This window comes from Streptomyces sp. NPDC006463 (genome assembly GCF_042870715.1).
In the GTDB taxonomy this organism is placed as follows: domain Bacteria; phylum Actinomycetota; class Actinomycetes; order Streptomycetales; family Streptomycetaceae; genus Streptomyces.
Window position 1 is genome coordinate 25,151 of the sequence record NZ_JBIAHP010000025.1, and the last position, 16,883, is coordinate 42,033.

A 16,883-nucleotide genomic window follows, 5' to 3' on the forward strand; every position below is an offset into this window, starting at 1 on the left:
ATTGAAAAGGTACCGCAGCGGACGGTCCGTCAGCCTTGTGCGAACGGCGCGAGTTCGGGGTGTTCCGCGCACCAGGCGCGGCGCTCGCGGTCGACGGCCCGGCGGGCGGTGGCGTGCTGGTTGCCGGGCGGCGGGAGTTCGTCCATGGCCCGTTCGGCGGCCCTCATCGCATCGGTGAACTCCCGTCCTGCGGAGGTCAGTCGGTCGTCCGCGTGCAGTACGGGCAGGACGGCGGCGACCTGGGCGCGGATCCGGGCGTGGTGGGCCCAGGCGCCGCGTGCCCCGTAGAGGGCGGCGCGCTGCCAGTACCCGGCCAGGGCCAGGTGGGCGTAGGCGCCGTGCAGGAGTCCCTCCAGCGGGCGGGGGTCGGCGCGCCAGGGTGCCCAGTACCGGGGGGTGCGGTCGGCGGTGTGCAGGGTCAGGACGTCGGCGAGGGCGGTGAGCTTGCCGTGCTGGACCTCGTGCACGAGGGTGGCGGCCAGGGCGGGCGGCGCCTGCGCGCGGGCCAGTACGGAGCCGGCGGCTGCGGGCAGGGTGGCGCCGCTGGAGCGGGAGCCTCCGGCGAGCGGCACGACGGAGCGCAGCAGTTGCACGGTCTCCTCGGCGCGGGCGGTGTCGTACCGCTGGAGCAGGGTGAGCGCGCCGGACCACTGGGTGTCCCAGCGCCGGTGTCCCTTGGAGGTGAGCCGGCGGGCGGGGCGTACGGGGGCCTGCTGCGCGGGGCCGGGTGCCCGGTAGGGGTCGAGGTCGTCGAGGGCGGTCCGGCCGCCGGGGAGCGTGTGCAGGGGGAGGGTGGCGGGGTCCTCGGGGTCCCAGGAGTGTTCGGTGAGGGCGAGCGGGCCGGTGCGGTCCGGGCGCAGGAGTCCGAGCGTGGGCAGGACGAGGCGGCCGTGCTGGGGGCGCAGGGTGTGGGTGAAGGAGATCTCGGCGCGCAGGGCGGCGGCGACGGCGAGGGCCCCGAGGTGGCCGAGGTCCGGCGGGGGGCCGTCCGGGGCGTGCAGGCGGCGCAGGGTCTCCTCGGCCCACACCCCCGTGGCCGGGTAGTGCAGGACGTCGCGGACGGCGGCGGGGGCGTGGCGTTCGGCCTCCTCCAGCAGGGCCCAGTGACCGGCGCTCTCCCCGGACCGGCCGCCGGGGGCGGCGTCGAGGACCCCGCGCAGCAGGACCAGGCGCTTGGAGCGGCGGACGTCGCGGACCAGGCGGGTGCCGTCCGCGGAGGGCTCGGTGGAGGCGAGGGCGCGCAGGGTGCGGGCGGAGACGGAGAAGGCGGCGAGGGCGGCGGTCATGAGGCGACCGCCGGGGGGTGGGCCGCGGTGGCGGTGGACGCGGCCTGCTTCAGGGCCGCGGCGATGTGCCGGATCAGGACCTGGAGGTCCGCGCAGTACACGGAAGGCTGCCGGAACCCCTCGCCGGCGCGGTAGCGGTGCGGGTAGTGGCCGCCGCCGCACACCTCCACCAGCTCGCAGGCGCGGCATCCGGCGGCGAGCGCGTCCCGCCCGAGCTGACGGGCGGCGAATCCGGGGTGGTCGAGGATCTGGTCGAAGCTGTGGGTGGCGAGGGTCGCCCCGGTGGCGGCGGCGCCCTCGTAGGCGGACTTCAGCGAATCGGCCTGTTCGATGGAGCCGTCGGTCTCGATGACGGCGGTGGCGGCGGGCGCGAGCCCGAGGGTCTCGGTGGCGGCGGGCAGGCCGAGCAGCAGCGCGATGATCTCCTCGAAGATCCGGATCCGGGTGCGCCGTACCCCGTCGTGCCACCAGCGTTCGAAGACTGCGAGGAGCCAGTCGGCGTACGGGGTCGCACCGGGCCGGTGGCCGGCCGGCGGGGAGCTCCAGTTGGCGAGCGGCAGCAGCAGCCCGAGGCTGGGCGGGGCGAAGGCGAGCAGGGACTCGTACGTCTCCACCGGGTCCTGGGCGAGGTCGATGACGCAGAGCACCCCGGCGTAGCTGTCCGGATGCCGCGCCAGCAGCCGCAGGCCGCGGGCGGCGGCGCCGAACCCGGGGCGCCCGGTGTGGTCCACGCGCCGGGCGTTGTGCGCGGGGAGCCCTCCGTCGAGGCTGACGCCGACGCGTATCCCGGCGGCGGCCAGCGCGGCGAGCCGGCCGCGGGTGAGGAGGGTGCCGTTGGTCTGGACGGTGGCGGTGACCCGGGTGCGCGGGGCGGCCTCGGCCACGGCCGCCCGTACGGCCTCGACGGGCCCGGCCAGCTGGGCGGGCGCTGTGAGCAGCGGTTCGCCGCCGTGCAGCACCAGGTCGACGCGGGGCAGGTCGTGGGCGGCGGCGTGCTCGGCTATCCGCTGGGCGGCGAGGTGGGCGGTGGCCGGGGCCATGACGGCGGGCTGGCCGCGCCAGCTCTGGTCGGCCAGCTCGTAGACGTAGCAGTAGGTGCAGGCGAGGTTGCAGCGGCTGCGCGTCTTGAGCACGAACTGCCGTATCGGATGGGACCGGTGGCCGGCGGTCCGCAGTGCGGGCACGTCGAGCCGGGTGTGGGGCCAGGGCGCGTGGCGGGCGTGGGCGTCCTGCGCGGCGATGTGTCCGGTCGGCGCCGCGTCCTGCGCGGGCAGCGCGGCGTCGCTCGTGCCGGTGTGCGTCATCGGCCGCGCCTCCCTCCCCCGGTGGCTGCTGGGAGGTACCCCAGCGACGGTCCATCCCTGCCCTTCGGACGGCCTCGGCTAACGGCGGAAAACGGTCAAGTGGCGTGCGGCCCGCCACCGCCTCCGGTCAAGCGACGCCCGAGTCGAAGGCGTTGAGGATCTCGGCCGGATTCGTCACCCGCTCGACCATGCCCTCGATCACCTGGGCGAGCACGGGATGGTCGATCCCGCGCAGCGCCGCCAGATCCAGGCCGGAAAGATCCGGCAGCCCCCCGGAGCACCGCTGGACCACCACTGCCACATCCTGATCCTTCGTCACCATGGGCCGCCCGTCCCCCTCTTGCGTCGCACGATCGATGGTCCACTGCCTTTTCCCCTCCCCCGGCGCCCGGAAACGGGCGGTCCGGGGGCGCAGGGCGGCTCAGAGGGCCGCCTCCAGGGCGCTGATCCGCGCGGTGAGCGCCGCGGACCGCCCTTCGGCCCCCACCTCGGAGCGCGCTTCGGCTCCCGCCTGCGCACCTGTGCCGAGCCGCATCCACAGCTCCAGCGCGGAGCGGTACGCGTCCAGGGCCGCCCGGGGCCGGGCCAGGCGCTCCAGGACCTCCCCGCGCAGCTCCTGTACGCGGGCGGCCAGCTGGACGGCGGTGCCGGAGGCCCGGCGCTCCTCGTGGTCGGCCTCCAGGGCGGCCCGCCAGGCCCGCCGGTAGGAGTCCGCCGCCCGGTCCAGGCGGTCCACGGCCCGCGTGTGGCCGTGGATCTCCTGCTGCACGTCCCCGTGGTCCCGCCAGGCGCGGGCCTGCTCCAGGGGGCTGCGGCTGTGCCGGACGGCGAGTTCCAGCAGGTACTCCGCCTCCCGCAGGTCCACCGGGTCCCCTTCGTAGGCGTGCCGCAGCCGGAGCCCCGCGGCCAGTCTCAGCAGCCGGTGCGCCGCCCCGGGGTCGGACTGCGGCACCGCCGCCCGGCTCTCGCGCAGTACGCGTACGGCGGCGCCGGTGAAGCGCCGCCCGTCGGCGGCCCGGGCCCGCTCCAGCAGGACGTCGCCCCATTCGGGCAGCAGCTCGGCGAAGGCCTCCGCGTCCCGGGGGATCAGCCGCCGGGCGCGGCCGTACGCCTCGGCGGCGTCCTCCAGGGCCGCCGGGTCGGCGTCCCGCTCGTGGCGCGCCCGGTGCACCCGGGCCAGGCACACCAGGGCCGCCACCCGCAGCTCGGCGTCGCCGCCGGCCTCCGCGAGGGCCGCGTCCAGCTCCCCGGCCGCCTCCTCCAGCCGCCCGGGCAGGTACCGCAGGGCGCCGGCCAGCTCCACCCGCACCCGTGCGCGCCCTTCTCGGCCGGCCGTGCCGTCCGTGGTCAGGGCGGTCGCGGCCAGCCGCGCCGCGGCCTGTTCGGCCAGGGCCGTGCGCTCGGCCGGGTCCGGGGTGTGGGGCAGCAGGGCCAGCAGGACGCGGCCCAGGGCCTGTTGGAGTCCGGGATGCGGCGCAGCGTCCACGGCGCCGCCGGGCGTGGGCCCGGCCAGCGGCTCCAGGGCGGCCCGCGCCTCGCGCAGGGCGCCCGGATCCTCCCGCAGGGCGCTCAGCCGGATCAGGGTCTCGGCGCGGCGCACCGCGCAGTCCCGCCGCAGTCCGGGGTCGGCCGAGGCGCCGGCCGCCGCGAACTCCCGGTCGGCGGCGGCCAGCAGCTCCGTGTCGCCCGACGAGGCCGTACGGGCGGCCGCCAGCGCCCGCTCGTACAGCACCCGGCCCCGCGCGAACCGGGCCGGCGCGGTGTGCAGGCCGGTGAGGGCCCGCTCGGCCTCGGCGAGGAGTTCCGGGTCCCGCTGGGCCGCCCACAGCCGCAGCAGCGCGCCCGCCAGTTCGGTCTCCGCCTCCTCCGGCGGATCGCCGGGCCCGGCCGGGGCCGTCACCGCACGGCGCAGCACCGCAACGGCTTCGTACAGGGCGCGCGCGTCCCCGTCCGCGAGCCGGTCGCGCGCTGCGCGCACCGCGCCGGCCCGGCCGGGCGCCGGGGGCGTGGCGGGCTCGCGTACCGGCGGGTCCCCGTCCTCCGGCACCCCGGGCAGGTAGCGCCGTACCACTTTGGCCGAGACCTGGGCGAAGGCCTGCGGGAGCCGTCCGGGGGGCGTGCGCTCCGCGGCGTCCTGCGGCGCGGGTCCGGCCTCGGCGGACGGTGCTCCGGTGAGCTGCGAGACCGCGAGGGCGGGGAAGTTCCGTACGCCCCGCCCGAAGTGGGCCTGCACGTACTCCGAGCAGTGCTTGAGCACGAGGGCGGCCTCGTCCCGCCCCAGCGGCCCCAGCAGTACGTCCTGCACCCCGGGCGCGAACTCGTACCACTGCCCCGGCGCCTCCGCGCTGCGCCGCAGCAGCCCGCTCAGCAGCACCTCGGCCAGGTCCGAGGGCTCGGAGTCCGGCAGCATCGTGCGCTGCACCAGCCGCATCACGGGCAGTGTCAGCGGGGCCGCCGACAGGTAGACGGCCAGCTGTACGGCCCGCGGCGCGGCCGAGGACCTGAACCGCGCCACCAGCTCGCGCGGCGGCCTTACGGCACGCGGCGGCGGCGGGGGCGCCGCCGGGTGGGCGGCCAGCACCCGGCCCACCTCGGCCGGTACCGGGCCGGTGCCCAGCCCGGCGACGAGCCGGGCCCAGGCCCCGAGGGCCGTCGCGCCCGGGGGGAGCACGGGCACGGTCAGCCCGCCCACGTGCCGTCCGGGCAGCGGTGGCCGGTCCGGCCGGAACTTCAGCTTCCCGCCACTGCCCTCGACCCGGGAGAGCGTGCCCCGCTCGGTCGGCAGCCAGCTGCGGCCCCACAGCCGCTGCGGCAGCGGCTGCACGACCACGCACGGGGTGCACTCGGCCCACCGGTGCAGCAGCCGCTGCGCCGCGCCCTCGCGCCACAGCGGTCCGGCGCAGTCGGAGACCATCATGGTCAGGGCCCGCCCGGTGGGGTCGCGCAGCTGTTCCCCGGAGCGCAGCCCGGGGCCGGGCACGGGGCCGCGCCCGAGCGCGGCCGTACCGTCGGCGAGCCGGTGCAGGTAGTGCACCTGGACGTCCCGGAACGCGCCCAACCGCTCGCACACGGAACGCAGTTCCTCGAACATGTCCTGCCACACCGCCATCGACGGCGACGCGTCCATCACCAGCCGTGCGGTGGCCTCGCGCCTGCTGTCGGGCCGGAGCACCGGGATGACCAGCCCGAGGGCCCGGGCGCTGGCCTCGGCGGTGGCCGGCTCGTCGAGGACCATCCGGGTGGGCGGGGCGGGCGGACGGTGCCGCTGGAGGGCGCGCAGGGCGCGCTGTATCTCCAGGATGCGGGGCAGCGCGGCCGCCCTGGGGACCCGTACGGGCATCCCGCGTTCCCCGGGCGCCTCCCCCGCGGGCTCCGCCTCGGTCTCGCCGCCGCGGCGGGTCCCGGGTGGATAGAGCCTGACCGGATCACCGGCTTCCGGCTCCACGCGCTCGGGATCCACGGGCGGACTGACCGGGTCCTCGTCCTCCGGTTCCGGTGCGGACTCCTGCGCACCCGGTGCGGGCCGCCCGGGCCCGCTGATCCGCCCGGCCAGCCAGAGCGCGTCGGCGAGCTCCTCGGCGGACGGATCGAGCCCGGCGCGGCGCAGCAGCACGGCCAGTTCGCGGATGCCGGACGGTCCGGCCGGGAGGCTTCCCGCAGGCGGAGGTCCGGCGGGCGGAGGTCCCGCGGGCGGAGGTCCGGCGGGCGGCGGTTCGGCGCGTGGTGGTTCGGCGCGTGGTGGCACGGCCCGTCACCTCGGGCGGTCGAGTCGCTGGATGAGCAGGTCCGCGAGGTCCTCCCGGGTGGGCGGGGCGGCGTAGTGGGTCAGGTAGACGGCGTTGAGCAACTGGTCGGCGGCGACCAGCTCGGACTGCGAGCGGCTGAGGAACTCCCGGATCAGGTCGGCCCCGAGCTGGGCGGCCTCCTCCCCGAGGTGGGCGCGGACCATGGTGGCGAGCCGCTTCTCACCGGGCTGCCCGAGCTTGAGCTGGATGCAGCGCCGCAGCAGGGCGGCGGGGAAGTCCCGTTCCCCGTTGCTGGTCAGGATGATGAAGGGGAAGGCCCGGCAGCGCACCCGGCCGCCCCGGACGGTCACCTTCGACCCGTCGTCGGTGAGCACCTGCACCTCGGGCTCGGTGTCGGCGACCCGTTCCAGCTCCGGAAGGGCGAACTCCCCTTCCTCCAGGACGTTCAGCAGGTCGTTGGGCAGGTCGATGTCGCTCTTGTCGAGCTCGTCGATGAGCAGCACCCGGGGCCGCTCGGCGGGCAGCAGGGCGGTGCCCAGCGGCCCGAGCCGGATGTACTTCCCGATGCCCGGAGGCCGGCCGGCACCGGGCGCCCCGCCCTGCCCCCCGCCCGCGGCCCCGCCGCTCGCGGCGAGCTGCACGTCCTGGAGCCGGGCGAGGGCGTCGTAGCGGTACAGGCCGTCCTGGAGCACGGTCCGCGACACCACCGGCCAGCGCAGCACCCGGCCCAGCTTCAACTCGTGGGCCACGGCGTGTGCGAGGGTGGACTTGCCCGTTCCGGGGAAGCCCGTGACCAGCAGCGGCCGCCGCAGGTACAGCGCGGCGTTGATGGCCTCCAGCTCCTCGGGCTCGGGCCGGTGCAGCTCGGCGGCCTGCCGGTGCGCGCCGAGCCGCCGGGCGATGTTGCCGTCGGTCGCGCCGGCCCCGGCCGCCGCGACCGACTCGTCCACGGGCCCGCCGTCGAAGTCCCGCCACGGCGGCGGATCGGGCAGGGCGTCGATCCCGTCGTGGGGTTCGCCGACACCTCGGTATATGAGCCATTCGTCGTTCATGGGTGCTGCTCCCTCCTGCCGGTCACAGGTCCCCCTGGAGCGGCTCGTCCTCGGGCAGGGCGCGCGCGGGGTCCTCCCATACGAGCGTCGCCCCCGCCGCCCAGTAGGCGTCCGGGTCGGCCCCGTACGCCCGCCCCCGCAGCGCCTGCAACCGCAGCGGCAGCACCTCCGCCCGGCCCGCTTCCGCCAGTTCCTCCCGCAGCCCGCGGTGGAACGGGGCGCACGACACCCCCGGATCCGCCGGGGGCCGACGGCCCACCGCCATCCCGTACCCGGCGTCCCGCACCGCATGCAGCGCCCCGAGCGTGGGCTCCAGCGCCGCTGCCCGGCAGTGCACCGGCACGGTGTTGTCCGGGAGCGCGGCCAGCCAGCCCGGCGCGGGGCTGCGCGCACGCCCCCGGACGCAGTCGGCCCGTTCGTCGAGCAGCGGCCCCGCCTGCACCCGGGCCCACCGGGCGGCCGCGGCGGGCGCGCCGCTTCCCTCCGGGTAGCGCAACACCACCGGCCGCTGCACCCCCAGCGGTACGCCGCCCACCAGCACCCATTCGTCCACGGGCACCCCGAACAGCTCCGGTTCGACGGCCACTTCCAGCACGGCCGCCGCCTCATGGGTGTCGGAGGCCCGGAAGGCTTCGGCGAGCGGGGCCCGTAACACCTCGGGCAGCTCCCGCAGGGTGGCCCGTACGCCCGAGTCCACCGCCCTCACCCGCCCGGGGTGGGCCGGGCCCGCCAGCACCGAGACCTTCCAGTCGTAGACGTCCTCCCAGCCGTGCGCCCACAGCTGCAGCAGGGCCGAGGCTCCGGTCGGCAGCGCGCCGGCCGGGCGGGCGGGACCGCGTACTGCACGCCCGGCCGAGGCCCGCCGGCGCCGCTCGCGCTCGGCCAGGCCCCGCTCGTGGCGCTCGCCGAGCTCCCTGCGCAGCGGCCGCCACAGCCGCTCGGCGGTGGCCCGTACCCAGTCCCACAGTTCCTCGTCGGCGCCCGGTGTCGGCGGCTCGCGGTAGTCGGCCACGCTCACGTCCGTCGCGTACCGCAGCATGGCCGCGGCCTCCCCCGCCCCGCCCGGCGGGTCGTGCAGCAGCCCCAGCCCGTCGCGCCAGCTCAGCGGGGCGAGCGGGTGCGGGTCCGGCTCCTCCCCGCGCGCCGCCTCCACCAGGGCCCGTACGACCTCGGAGGAGCCCGGCGGGGGCAGTTCGGCCAGCAGTCCGCACAGGGTGGTGCGCTCGCCGGGGGTGAGGCGGCCGCGCCCGGCGTACGGGTCCCCGTCCTCGGCCGGGAGTTCGTCGTGCACGTCCGTCCAGGTCCGCCGGCTGTTGAGGTCGCTGAGGTGCTGGTCGTAGTGGTGCAGGTCGTGGGCCTGCATGACCCGCCGGTAGAGCCCGCTCTGGCCGCGTGCGGGCATCGGCAGGGTGCGCAGCTGCGCGACCGAGACGGCGAGTCCGCCGGCCCCGGTGTGCCGGCGGGCCTTGACCACGCCGACGACCTCGCCGCGGGCCAGGTCCACCACGGGGCCGCCGGACATGCCCGGTTCGATCTCGTCGTCGTCGCCGAGCCGGATGGCCGCGCCGTTGCCCGCGGTGCCGCGGAGCCGGGTGGTGCGGCCCGTGATCTCGGGTGTGCCGAGGTCCTCGGTGCAGCCGAAGTACGCGACCTCCTCGAAGCGCGGCCGGGCGCGGTCGGTCAGCCAGACGCAGGCGTGCGAGACGGGGGCCAGGACCCGGATCAGCGCCAGGTCGGGCAGGTCCCACATGGTCCGCGGGCCGGGGCGCCGCTCCTCCAGCCGCTCGGGCAGTACGCACTCCACCCGCCCGGTGACGGTCCCGGTGGAACCGTTGCCCCCGGAGGAGAAGGTGATGCCGACCTCGCGCCCCGTCAGACGCACCGCAGCACCCCCTTCGCCGACGACGTGCGCGCACGTCAGGACCCAGCCGGGGGCGATGAAGAAGCCGCTCCCCCAGGTGGGGCCGGTCACAGGGGATCCATACCCGCCCGTCGGGGCGTGGACGCGTACGGTCGCGGCCTGGACGAGGGGCTCCAGAAGCTCGAAGGCGCGCGCGGAGCGGGCCGTGCGCCCTTCCGTCATTCGCGCCCCCTGCTCGTGAGGCATCCAGGCTAGCGCCGCAGGCGCCACGGACGGGAGGTCTCACCGCAGAGCGGATTATCCTGGCGGGAAACACCCCCTGCACATCCACATCACGGCACGGAGCCCGACTTGTACTTCACCGATCGCGGCATCGAGGAGCTGGAGAAGCGGCGCGGCGAGGAGGAGGTCACCTTCGAGTGGCTCGCCGAGCAGCTTCGTACGTTCGTCGACCTGAATCCGGACTTCGAGGTCCCGGTGGAACGCCTGGCCACCTGGCTGGCCCGCCTGGACGACGAGGACGACGACACCGAGGACTGACGGGACACGAGAACGGCCCGGCTGCGCGCTGCAGTCGGGCCGTTCTCGTCAGGGTGCACCGGGTGCACAAGGCGCCGGATCAGGCGGCCTTGGTCTCCCAGAAGATGCGGTCGATCTCGGCGATGAGCTCAAGAGCCTTCGCGCCGGTGGCCGGGTCGTTCGACGCCTTGGCGGCCGAGAGGGCCTTCAGGGTGTCGTTGACCAGCGTGTGCAGCTGCGGGTACTTCTCGAAGTGCGGCGGCTTGAAGTAGTCGCTCCACAGCACCGAGACGTGGTGCTTGGCGAGCTCGGCGCGCTGCTCCTTGATGGTGATGGCGCGCGCGCGGAAGTCGGCGTCGTCGTTGGCCTGGTACTTCTCCTGCACGGCCTTGACGGACTCGGCCTCGATGCGGGCCTGGGCAGGGTCGTACACGCCGCACGGAAGATCGCAGTGGGCGGAGACCTTCGCCTTGGGGGCGAAGAGGCGGGAAAGCATGGAGTTTGTCCTCCTCGTGATCGTCTTCTCAAGGGGGAGATTACTCGCTCGGAATGCCGTTTTCGCGGTCGCCCCCATGGGCTTAGGACAAAAGTCCAGCGTCGTGGGCGGACCGGTGAGCGAATGTACGGAGCCTTGCGGCAGCATGCGGGGGGTGACGAGGAGGTCGGGCATGGTGGAGAGCGGGCACCCGCGGGGGCGCTTCGGGCTGGTCGACGTGAGCGGGCCGTCGATGGTGCCGACGCTGGTCCACGGGGACCAGGTGCTGGTCCGGTACGGAGCGGTGGTCCGTCCGGGTGACGTGGTGGTGCTGCGCCACCCGTTCCAGCAGGACCTGCTGGTCATCAAGCGGGCGGTGGAGCGGCGGCCGGGCGGCTGCTGGTGGGTGCTGGGCGACAACCCGTACAACGAGACCGGCGACAGCACCGTCTACGGCCCGGTGCCCGACGAACTGGTGCTGGCGACGGCGGTCCTGCGCATCCGGCCGCGCGGGGAGGATCAGCGTTCGCTCAGGGCCCGGCTCTCCTGGGCGGTCTCGGCGGTGCGTCCGCTCCGGGCGGACTCCTCGGCCTCCAGCCGCTTGCGGGCACGGTAGGCGGCCACGTTGGCCCGGGTGGCGCAGCGGTCGGAGCAGTAGCGCCGGGAGCGGTTGGTGGAGGTGTCGAGGTAGGCGTTGCGGCAGGGCGCGGCCTGGCACAGGCCGAGGCGGTCGGGGCCGTGCTCGGTGACGTGGAAGGCCAGGCCCATCGCCGCCATGGCGGCGTATCCGGCGGAGGCGTTCGAGGGGTGCTCGGCGAGGTGGATGTGCCAGTCGGGGCGGCCGTCCTCGCCGATCGTCTCGTGGCCGGAGACCTGGGGGCTGACGGGGAACTCCATGAGCAGCGAGTTCAGCAGGTCGACCGCGAGGACGTGGTCCCCGCTGTCGGCGGCCTCGAAGACGGAGCGCAGCCGGCCGCGGACGTTGCGGAAGCGGGTGACGTCGGTGTCGGTGACCCGGCGGGCCATCTGCAGGCTGGCGCCGAAAAGGGCGCGGACGGCGTCCACCGAGGTCAACGAGTCCTTGTTGCGGGCCGGCTCCTCGGTGTTGACCAGGCGCACGGCGAAGTCCGAGTAATGGGCCAGTTCCACTTGTAGTCCTTACGGCTGCGGATTAGTGTCTCCGGTAACGGCTGAGACGTCTTCGAGGGTATTACGTATGGAGGGGTTCGTAATGGCGGATACGGCGGAAACCGGCACCGGTCGGCAGGCGTGGCAGGCATGGCAGGACAGCTGGGACCGGCAGCAGGAGTGGTACATGCCCGACCGCGAGGAGCGGTTCCGGGTGATGCTCGACATGGTCGAGGCCCTGGTCGGCCCCGCCCCCCGGGTACTGGACCTCGCGTGCGGTACGGGAAGTATCACGGACCGCGTCCTCAAGAGGTTCCCGGAGGCCACCAGTACGGGCGTCGACCTCGACCCGGCGCTGCTGACCATCGCCGAGGGCTACTTCGCCGGGGACCGGCGGGTCACCTTCGTGACCGCCGACCTCAAGGACCCCGACTGGCGCGCGGCCCTGCCCCACGCCACGTACGACGCGGTCCTGACGGCCACTGCCCTGCACTGGCTGCCGAGCAAGGAGCTCGCCGTCCTGTACGGGCAGCTGGCGCCCCTGGTCCGCCCGGGCGGGGTGTTCATGAACGCCGACCACATGCCCGACCCGGCCACCCCGCGCATCGACGCCGCCGAGCACGCCCACCGGCACGCCGGCATGGACCGGGCCAAGGCGGCCGGGGCTGTGGACTGGCGCGAGTGGTGGGCCCTGGCGGCCGCGGACCCGGCGCTGGCCGAGCCGGTGAAGCGGCGCTTCGAGATCTACGGGGAGCACGCCGACGGCGACACCCCCACCGAGGCCTGGCACGCCGGCACCCTCCTGGACGCCGGGTTCGCGGAGGCCCGTACGGTCTGGCGCTCCCCCTCGGACGCGCTGGTCCTAGGTCTCAAGTAGGGACTTGGACGCACATGCGAGAGGGCGGTACGGGAAGCCCGTACCGCCCCTCACCCGTCCGCGGGTGCGACTACAGCACCTTGGACAGGAACGCCTTCGTCCGGTCGTGCTGGGGGTTGCCCAGCACGTCGCGGGGGTGACCCGACTCGACGACCACGCCGCCGTCCATGAAGACGAGGTTGTCGCCGACCTCGCGGGCGAAGCCCATCTCGTGCGTGACCACGATCATGGTCATGCCCGACTCGGCCAGGTCCCGCATGACGTCGAGGACGTCACCCACCAGCTCCGGGTCGAGCGCCGAGGTGGGCTCGTCGAAGAGCATCAGCTTCGGCTCCATGGCGAGCGCGCGGGCGATCGCCACGCGCTGCTGCTGGCCGCCGGAGAGCTGGGTGGGGTAGTTCCCGCCCTTGTCGCCGAGGCCCACGCGGTCCAGGAGGCGCACGGCGCGCTCGCGCGCCACCGCCTTGGACTCGCCCTTGACCATGACCGGGGCTTCCATGACGTTCTCTATGGCCGTCATGTGCGGGAAGAGGTTGAAGCGCTGGAAGACCATGCCGATGTCCCGGCGCTGGGCCGCGACCTCGCTGTCCTTCAGCTCGTAGAGCTTGTCGCCCTTCTGGCGGTATCCGACGAGCTCCCCGTCGACGTACAGCCGTCCGGCGTTGACCTGCTCCAGGTGGTTGATGCACCGCAGGAAGGTCGACTTGCCGGAGCCGGACGGGCCGACCAGACAGAAGACCTCACGCGGGGCGACCTCCAGGTCGATGCCCTTGAGGATGTGCGCCGCACCGTAGGACTTGTGGACGCCCTCGGCCTTCACCATGGCAGTCGTCATCAGGCCACCGCCTTGCGGTTCGAGAAGCTGGACAGTTTCGCCTTGATCTTCTGCAACGGCGTGGGCGGCAGGGAGCGGAGCGCACCGCGGGCGTAGCGGCGCTCCAGGTAGTACTGGCCGACGCTGAACACGCTGGTCAGGGCGAGGTACCAGATCGACGCGACGAAGAACATCTCCATCACCGCGAACGATGTGGACGCGATGTCCTGGGCGGCGCGCAGCAGGTCGAAGTACTGCACGGCCACGACGAGCGACGAGGTCTTGAGCATGTTGATGAACTCGTTGCCCGACGGCGGCACGATCACCCGCATGGCCTGCGGCAGCACGACACGGCGCATGGTCTGCGTGCGTGTCATGCCGAGCGCGTGCGAGGCCTCGGTCTGGCCCTCGTCGACCGACTGGATGCCGGCACGGACGATCTCCGCCATGTACGCGCCCTCGTTGAGGCCGAGGCCCAGCAGGGCGGCCAGGAACGGCGTCATGACCTGGGTCATCTCGTCCTTGTAGAACCCGAGGTTCAGGATCGGGAAGATCAGGGCGAGGTTGAACCAGATGAGGAGCTGCACGTACACCGGGGTGCCGCGGAACAGCCAGATGTAGAACCAGGCGATGGTGCTGGTCACCGGGTTCTTCGAGAGGCGCATGACGGCGAAGAGGACGCCGAGCACCAGGCCCAGGGCCATGGACGTGATGCTGATCCAGACCGTGTTGACCACACCGCGGAGGATGGTCGGGTCGAACAGCTTCTCCGGCACGGTGGCCCAGCGCACGTTGCCCTGCGAGAAGGCGAACGCCAGGGCCACGACCAGGCCGATGACGACCACACCGCTGATCCAGCGGCCGTAGTGGCGGACCGGGATGGCGCGGATCGCCTCGGGGTGGGCGGTCCCGGCCGGCGGGGTGTCCGCCGGGTCCGGAACCTTGTCGAGCTTGTCAGTCACAGTGACTGCCCTTCAGTGTGCTGCGGTCTGCGCGGAGGTCAGGAGCCTGCGTTGGTCTTGGCCTCGGTCACGGCGCCGGAGCCCGCGTTCCACTTGTCCAGGGCGGCCTTGTACGTGCCGTCCTTGATGACCGCGTCGAGGGCTTCCTTGAGCGCGTCGCGCAGCTCGGTGTTCTTCTTGTCCACGGCGATGCCGAAGAGGCCGGCGTCGGTCGGGTTGGCAATGGCCTCGAAGTCGTTGCCGCCGCCCGCGGTCTGCGCGATGTACGCGGCGACCGGGGAGTCGTTCAGGTCGGCGACGGCGCCGCCGGCCTTCACACGGGTCTGGGCCTCGGCGTCGGTCGGGAAGGACTCGATGGCGACCTCGCCCTTGCCGGCCGCCTTGCACTTCTCGGACTGGTCCTTGGCGGACTGCTCGTACGTCGTGCCGCGCTGGACGGCGACCTTCTTGCCGCACAGGTCGTCGAGGGTCTTGATGCCCTCCGGGTTGCCCTTCTTGACCAGGATGCCGGTCGAGGCGGAGAAGTAGTCGACGAAGTCGACACCGGCACCGGTCTTGTTGCCCTTGTCGTCCAGGCCCTCCTGACGGGCCTTGGTGTCGGTGAGCGAGGACATGACCAGGTCGCTGCGGCCCGTCTGCATGCTGCCGATCAGGGTGTCGAAGGTCCCGGACTCGAACTTGAACTGGACACCGAGCTGCTTGGCCATGGCCGCCGCCACGTCGGGGTCGACACCGACGATCTTGCCGCCCTCGGTGAACTCCATCGGCGCGTAGGTCGCGTCCGTCCCGACCTTGATGACGCCCGCGTCCTGGATCTTCTTCGGAAGCTTCGAGAAGAGCGGCGCGCTGCTGTTCGCCTGGCCCGACGGGGCCGTGGAGGCCTTGTCGGTCTGGTCGCCACAACCGGTGAGGACCAGGGCGCCGGCGACCGCGATCGCGCCGACCGCGGCGATCCGGGACCGGGCGGCGGTCGTACGACGGGTGATGCTTGCGGTCATGAGCTGGTTCCTCCGGCTGGTGGAAAAGCACCGAAAACAGGTCGGGCACGCACCATCGAGTGTCGCGACCTTGTGTGATTACGGCATCTTGCCATTCGGACTGGCGCATTCAGGGTGCCCGTGAGGTCAAAATCAGATAACGGACACCCCGGGCTACCCAACAGGACTGCGGCCGAAGCCCCTCGGAGCCACAGAAAACGCTGCGACCAGGCACTTCGGGGTCACTATTTACTGTGCGTCTCGCCCATTGGACACAGACGTTTGGACTTTTAGCCAAAACCAGGACATGCAGCCTATGGTCGAGCAGGAATCGACTCGTCTGGGTGAGCGTTCATCCGGTAGAACAGATCCTTACACCCCTCATCCGGGGCTCAGGGCGCGCGTGCGGCGCGCCCGCGCGTACGAACCTCCCCTTCGCGGAGACGGGCCAACCGTCGATGCGGAGTACGGACGCGGTGCCCGCCCACCCCTTAACCAGGGATGGCCACCCTCAACGATTCAAAGGACTTAAGGGGTCACACACAGTGGCAGCGGAGATCTTCAACCCTCGCAGTGACAGCGTGACGGACAACAACCCGGACGCGGTGTTCGCGCTGCACCGGGGCGGCAAGATGGCCATCCAGGCCACGGTGCCGGTCAACGACAAGGACGACCTTTCCCTCGCGTACACCCCCGGCGTGGCGAAGGTGTGCACCGCCATCGCCGAGCAGCCGGAGCTGGTGAACGAGTACACCTGGAAGTCCAACGTGGTCGCCGTCGTCACCGACGGCACGGCCGTGCTCGGACTCGGTGACATCGGTCCCGAGGCCTCCCTCCCCGTGATGGAGGGCAAGGCGATTCTGTTCAAGCAGTTCGGCGGCGTGGACGCGGTCCCGATCGCGCTCGCCACCAAGGACACGGACGAGATCATCGAGACGGTCATCCGTCTCGCGCCGTCCTTCGGCGGGGTGAACCTGGAGGACATCTCCGCGCCCCGCTGCTTCGAGATCGAGCGCCGCCTGCAGGAGGCGCTGGACATCCCGATCTTCCACGACGACCAGCACGGCACGGCCATCGTGACGCTGGCCGCGCTGCGCAACGCCGCGAAGCTCACCGGGCGCACGCTCGGCGACCTGCGCGCCGTGATCTCCGGCGCGGGCGCCGCGGGCATCGCCATCGCCAAGATCCTGGTCGACGCGGGCATCGGCGACGTCTGCGTGACGGACCGCAAGGGCGTCGTGTCCGCCGACCGCTCCGACCTGACGGACGTCAAGGCGGAGATCGCGGGCCTGACCAACCGGACGGGCCAGACCGGCTCGCTGGAGCAGGCCCTCGCGGGCGCCGACGTCTTCATCGGCGTCTCCGGCGGTACGGTCCCCGAGGAGGCGGTGGCCTCGATGGCGAAGGACGCGTTCGTCTTCGCCATGGCCAACCCGAACCCGGAGGTCCACCCGGACGTCGCGCACAAGTACGCGGCGGTCGTGGCCACGGGCCGTTCGGACTTCCCGAACCAGATCAACAACGTGCTGGCGTTCCCGGGCATCTTCGCGGGCGCCCTCAAGGTGCGCGCCACCCGGATCACCGAGGGCATGAAGATCGCCGCCGCCGACGCCATCGCCGGTGTCGTGGGTGACGAGCTCTCCGCCGACTACGTGATCCCGTCGCCGTTCGACGAGCGCGTGGCCGAGGCCGTCGCGTCGGCCGTCGCCGCCGCGGCCAAGGCCGACGGCGTGGCCCGTCTGGTCTGATCGCAGCGCTGAGCTGTACGGGCAGGGGCCCGGCCGGGGAGTGATCCGGCCGGGCCCTTCCTCATGCGCACCCTCGGCCCGGTGCGACGAAGGCCTCACCGCCGGGGCCCCGGGAAGGCTGGAACCCTGCGCTA

General features: G+C 73.5%; 15 protein-coding genes. 4 read left to right on the forward strand and 11 right to left on the reverse strand.

What is annotated here, in order from left to right; genetic code table 11:
* Positions 1 to 29: 29 nt before the first annotated feature.
* The 6 genes from ACFYOB_RS33535 to ACFYOB_RS33560 all read right to left on the reverse strand — a co-directional run bounded on the left by ACFYOB_RS33535 (position 30) and on the right by ACFYOB_RS33560 (position 9,471).
* Positions 30 to 1,286: an HEXXH motif domain-containing protein gene (locus ACFYOB_RS33535; protein ID WP_388566597.1), complete on the reverse strand. Its 1,257-nt coding sequence runs from the start codon at positions 1,284 to 1,286 to the stop codon at positions 30 to 32.
* Positions 1,283 to 2,590 carry an FxsB family cyclophane-forming radical SAM/SPASM peptide maturase gene (locus ACFYOB_RS33540; protein ID WP_388566599.1) on the reverse strand — a complete coding sequence of 436 codons (1,308 nt, stop codon included), beginning with the start codon at positions 2,588 to 2,590 and terminating at the stop codon, positions 1,283 to 1,285. The genes ACFYOB_RS33535 and ACFYOB_RS33540 overlap by 4 nt, the downstream gene beginning before the upstream one ends.
* 127 nt (positions 2,591 to 2,717) lie before the next feature.
* Positions 2,718 to 2,912 carry an FxSxx-COOH cyclophane-containing RiPP peptide gene (gene fxsA, locus ACFYOB_RS33545; protein ID WP_388566601.1) on the reverse strand — a complete coding sequence of 65 codons (195 nt, stop codon included), beginning with the start codon at positions 2,910 to 2,912 and terminating at the stop codon, positions 2,718 to 2,720.
* 99 nt (positions 2,913 to 3,011) lie between these two features.
* Positions 3,012 to 6,335, reverse strand: a complete 3,324-nt coding sequence (locus tag ACFYOB_RS33550; RefSeq protein WP_388566604.1) for an SAV_2336 N-terminal domain-related protein — start codon at positions 6,333 to 6,335, stop codon at positions 3,012 to 3,014.
* Positions 6,336 to 6,341: 6 nt separating this feature from the next.
* Positions 6,342 to 7,388, reverse strand: coding sequence for an AAA family ATPase (locus ACFYOB_RS33555; RefSeq protein ID WP_388566606.1), 1,047 nt, complete (start codon positions 7,386 to 7,388; stop codon positions 6,342 to 6,344).
* Between the two features lie 22 nt (positions 7,389 to 7,410).
* Positions 7,411 to 9,471, reverse strand: coding sequence for a trypsin-like peptidase domain-containing protein (locus ACFYOB_RS33560; RefSeq protein WP_388566608.1), 2,061 nt, complete (start codon positions 9,469 to 9,471; stop codon positions 7,411 to 7,413).
* A 129-nt stretch (positions 9,472 to 9,600) separates the two neighbouring features.
* On the opposite strand from ACFYOB_RS33560, the gene ACFYOB_RS33565 reads away from it, so the two are divergent.
* Positions 9,601 to 9,789 (forward strand): DUF6104 family protein, encoded by a 189-nt coding sequence (locus tag ACFYOB_RS33565; protein ID WP_328927598.1) that lies wholly within the window; start codon positions 9,601 to 9,603, stop codon positions 9,787 to 9,789.
* A 79-nt stretch (positions 9,790 to 9,868) separates the two neighbouring features.
* Here ACFYOB_RS33565 and sodN read toward each other — a convergent pair whose 3' ends face one another.
* Positions 9,869 to 10,264, reverse strand: coding sequence for a superoxide dismutase, Ni (gene sodN / locus ACFYOB_RS33570; protein WP_030709803.1), 396 nt, complete (start codon positions 10,262 to 10,264; stop codon positions 9,869 to 9,871).
* Between the two features lie 172 nt (positions 10,265 to 10,436).
* On the opposite strand from sodN, the gene sodX reads away from it, so the two are divergent.
* Positions 10,437 to 10,859: a nickel-type superoxide dismutase maturation protease gene (sodX, locus tag ACFYOB_RS33575; RefSeq protein WP_388566613.1), complete on the forward strand. Its 423-nt coding sequence runs from the start codon at positions 10,437 to 10,439 to the stop codon at positions 10,857 to 10,859.
* On the opposite strand, the gene ACFYOB_RS33580 is transcribed toward sodX, so the two are convergent.
* Entirely contained in the window at positions 10,763 to 11,392 is a 630-nt protein-coding gene (locus tag ACFYOB_RS33580; protein WP_388566615.1) for a CGNR zinc finger domain-containing protein, read from the reverse strand. The two genes, sodX and ACFYOB_RS33580, sit on opposite strands and share 97 nt — an antisense overlap.
* 82 nt (positions 11,393 to 11,474) lie before the next feature.
* Here ACFYOB_RS33580 and ACFYOB_RS33585 point away from each other — a divergent pair, with 82 nt between their 5' ends.
* Positions 11,475 to 12,248 carry a class I SAM-dependent methyltransferase gene (locus ACFYOB_RS33585; protein ID WP_388566618.1) on the forward strand — a complete coding sequence of 258 codons (774 nt, stop codon included), beginning with the start codon at positions 11,475 to 11,477 and terminating at the stop codon, positions 12,246 to 12,248.
* 70 nt (positions 12,249 to 12,318) lie between these two features.
* Here ACFYOB_RS33585 and ACFYOB_RS33590 read toward each other — a convergent pair whose 3' ends face one another.
* From ACFYOB_RS33590 to ACFYOB_RS33600, 3 genes are read right to left on the reverse strand one after another with little or no spacing between them, the layout of a single operon-like run.
* Entirely contained in the window at positions 12,319 to 13,083 is a 765-nt protein-coding gene (locus tag ACFYOB_RS33590; protein WP_388566621.1) for an amino acid ABC transporter ATP-binding protein, read from the reverse strand.
* Entirely contained in the window at positions 13,083 to 14,024 is a 942-nt protein-coding gene (locus tag ACFYOB_RS33595) for an amino acid ABC transporter permease (RefSeq protein WP_388566624.1), read from the reverse strand. The genes ACFYOB_RS33590 and ACFYOB_RS33595 overlap by 1 nt, the downstream gene beginning before the upstream one ends.
* 38 nt (positions 14,025 to 14,062) lie before the next feature.
* The gene (locus tag ACFYOB_RS33600; RefSeq protein ID WP_388566627.1) at positions 14,063 to 15,022 is read right to left on the reverse strand and encodes an ABC transporter substrate-binding protein; all 960 of its coding nucleotides are present in this window, start codon (positions 15,020 to 15,022) and stop codon (positions 14,063 to 14,065) included.
* A gap of 524 nt (positions 15,023 to 15,546) precedes the next feature.
* Here ACFYOB_RS33600 and ACFYOB_RS33605 point away from each other — a divergent pair.
* Positions 15,547 to 16,749, forward strand: coding sequence for an NADP-dependent malic enzyme (locus ACFYOB_RS33605; RefSeq protein WP_328927592.1), 1,203 nt, complete (start codon positions 15,547 to 15,549; stop codon positions 16,747 to 16,749).
* The last annotated feature ends 134 nt before the right edge of the window (positions 16,750 to 16,883 follow it).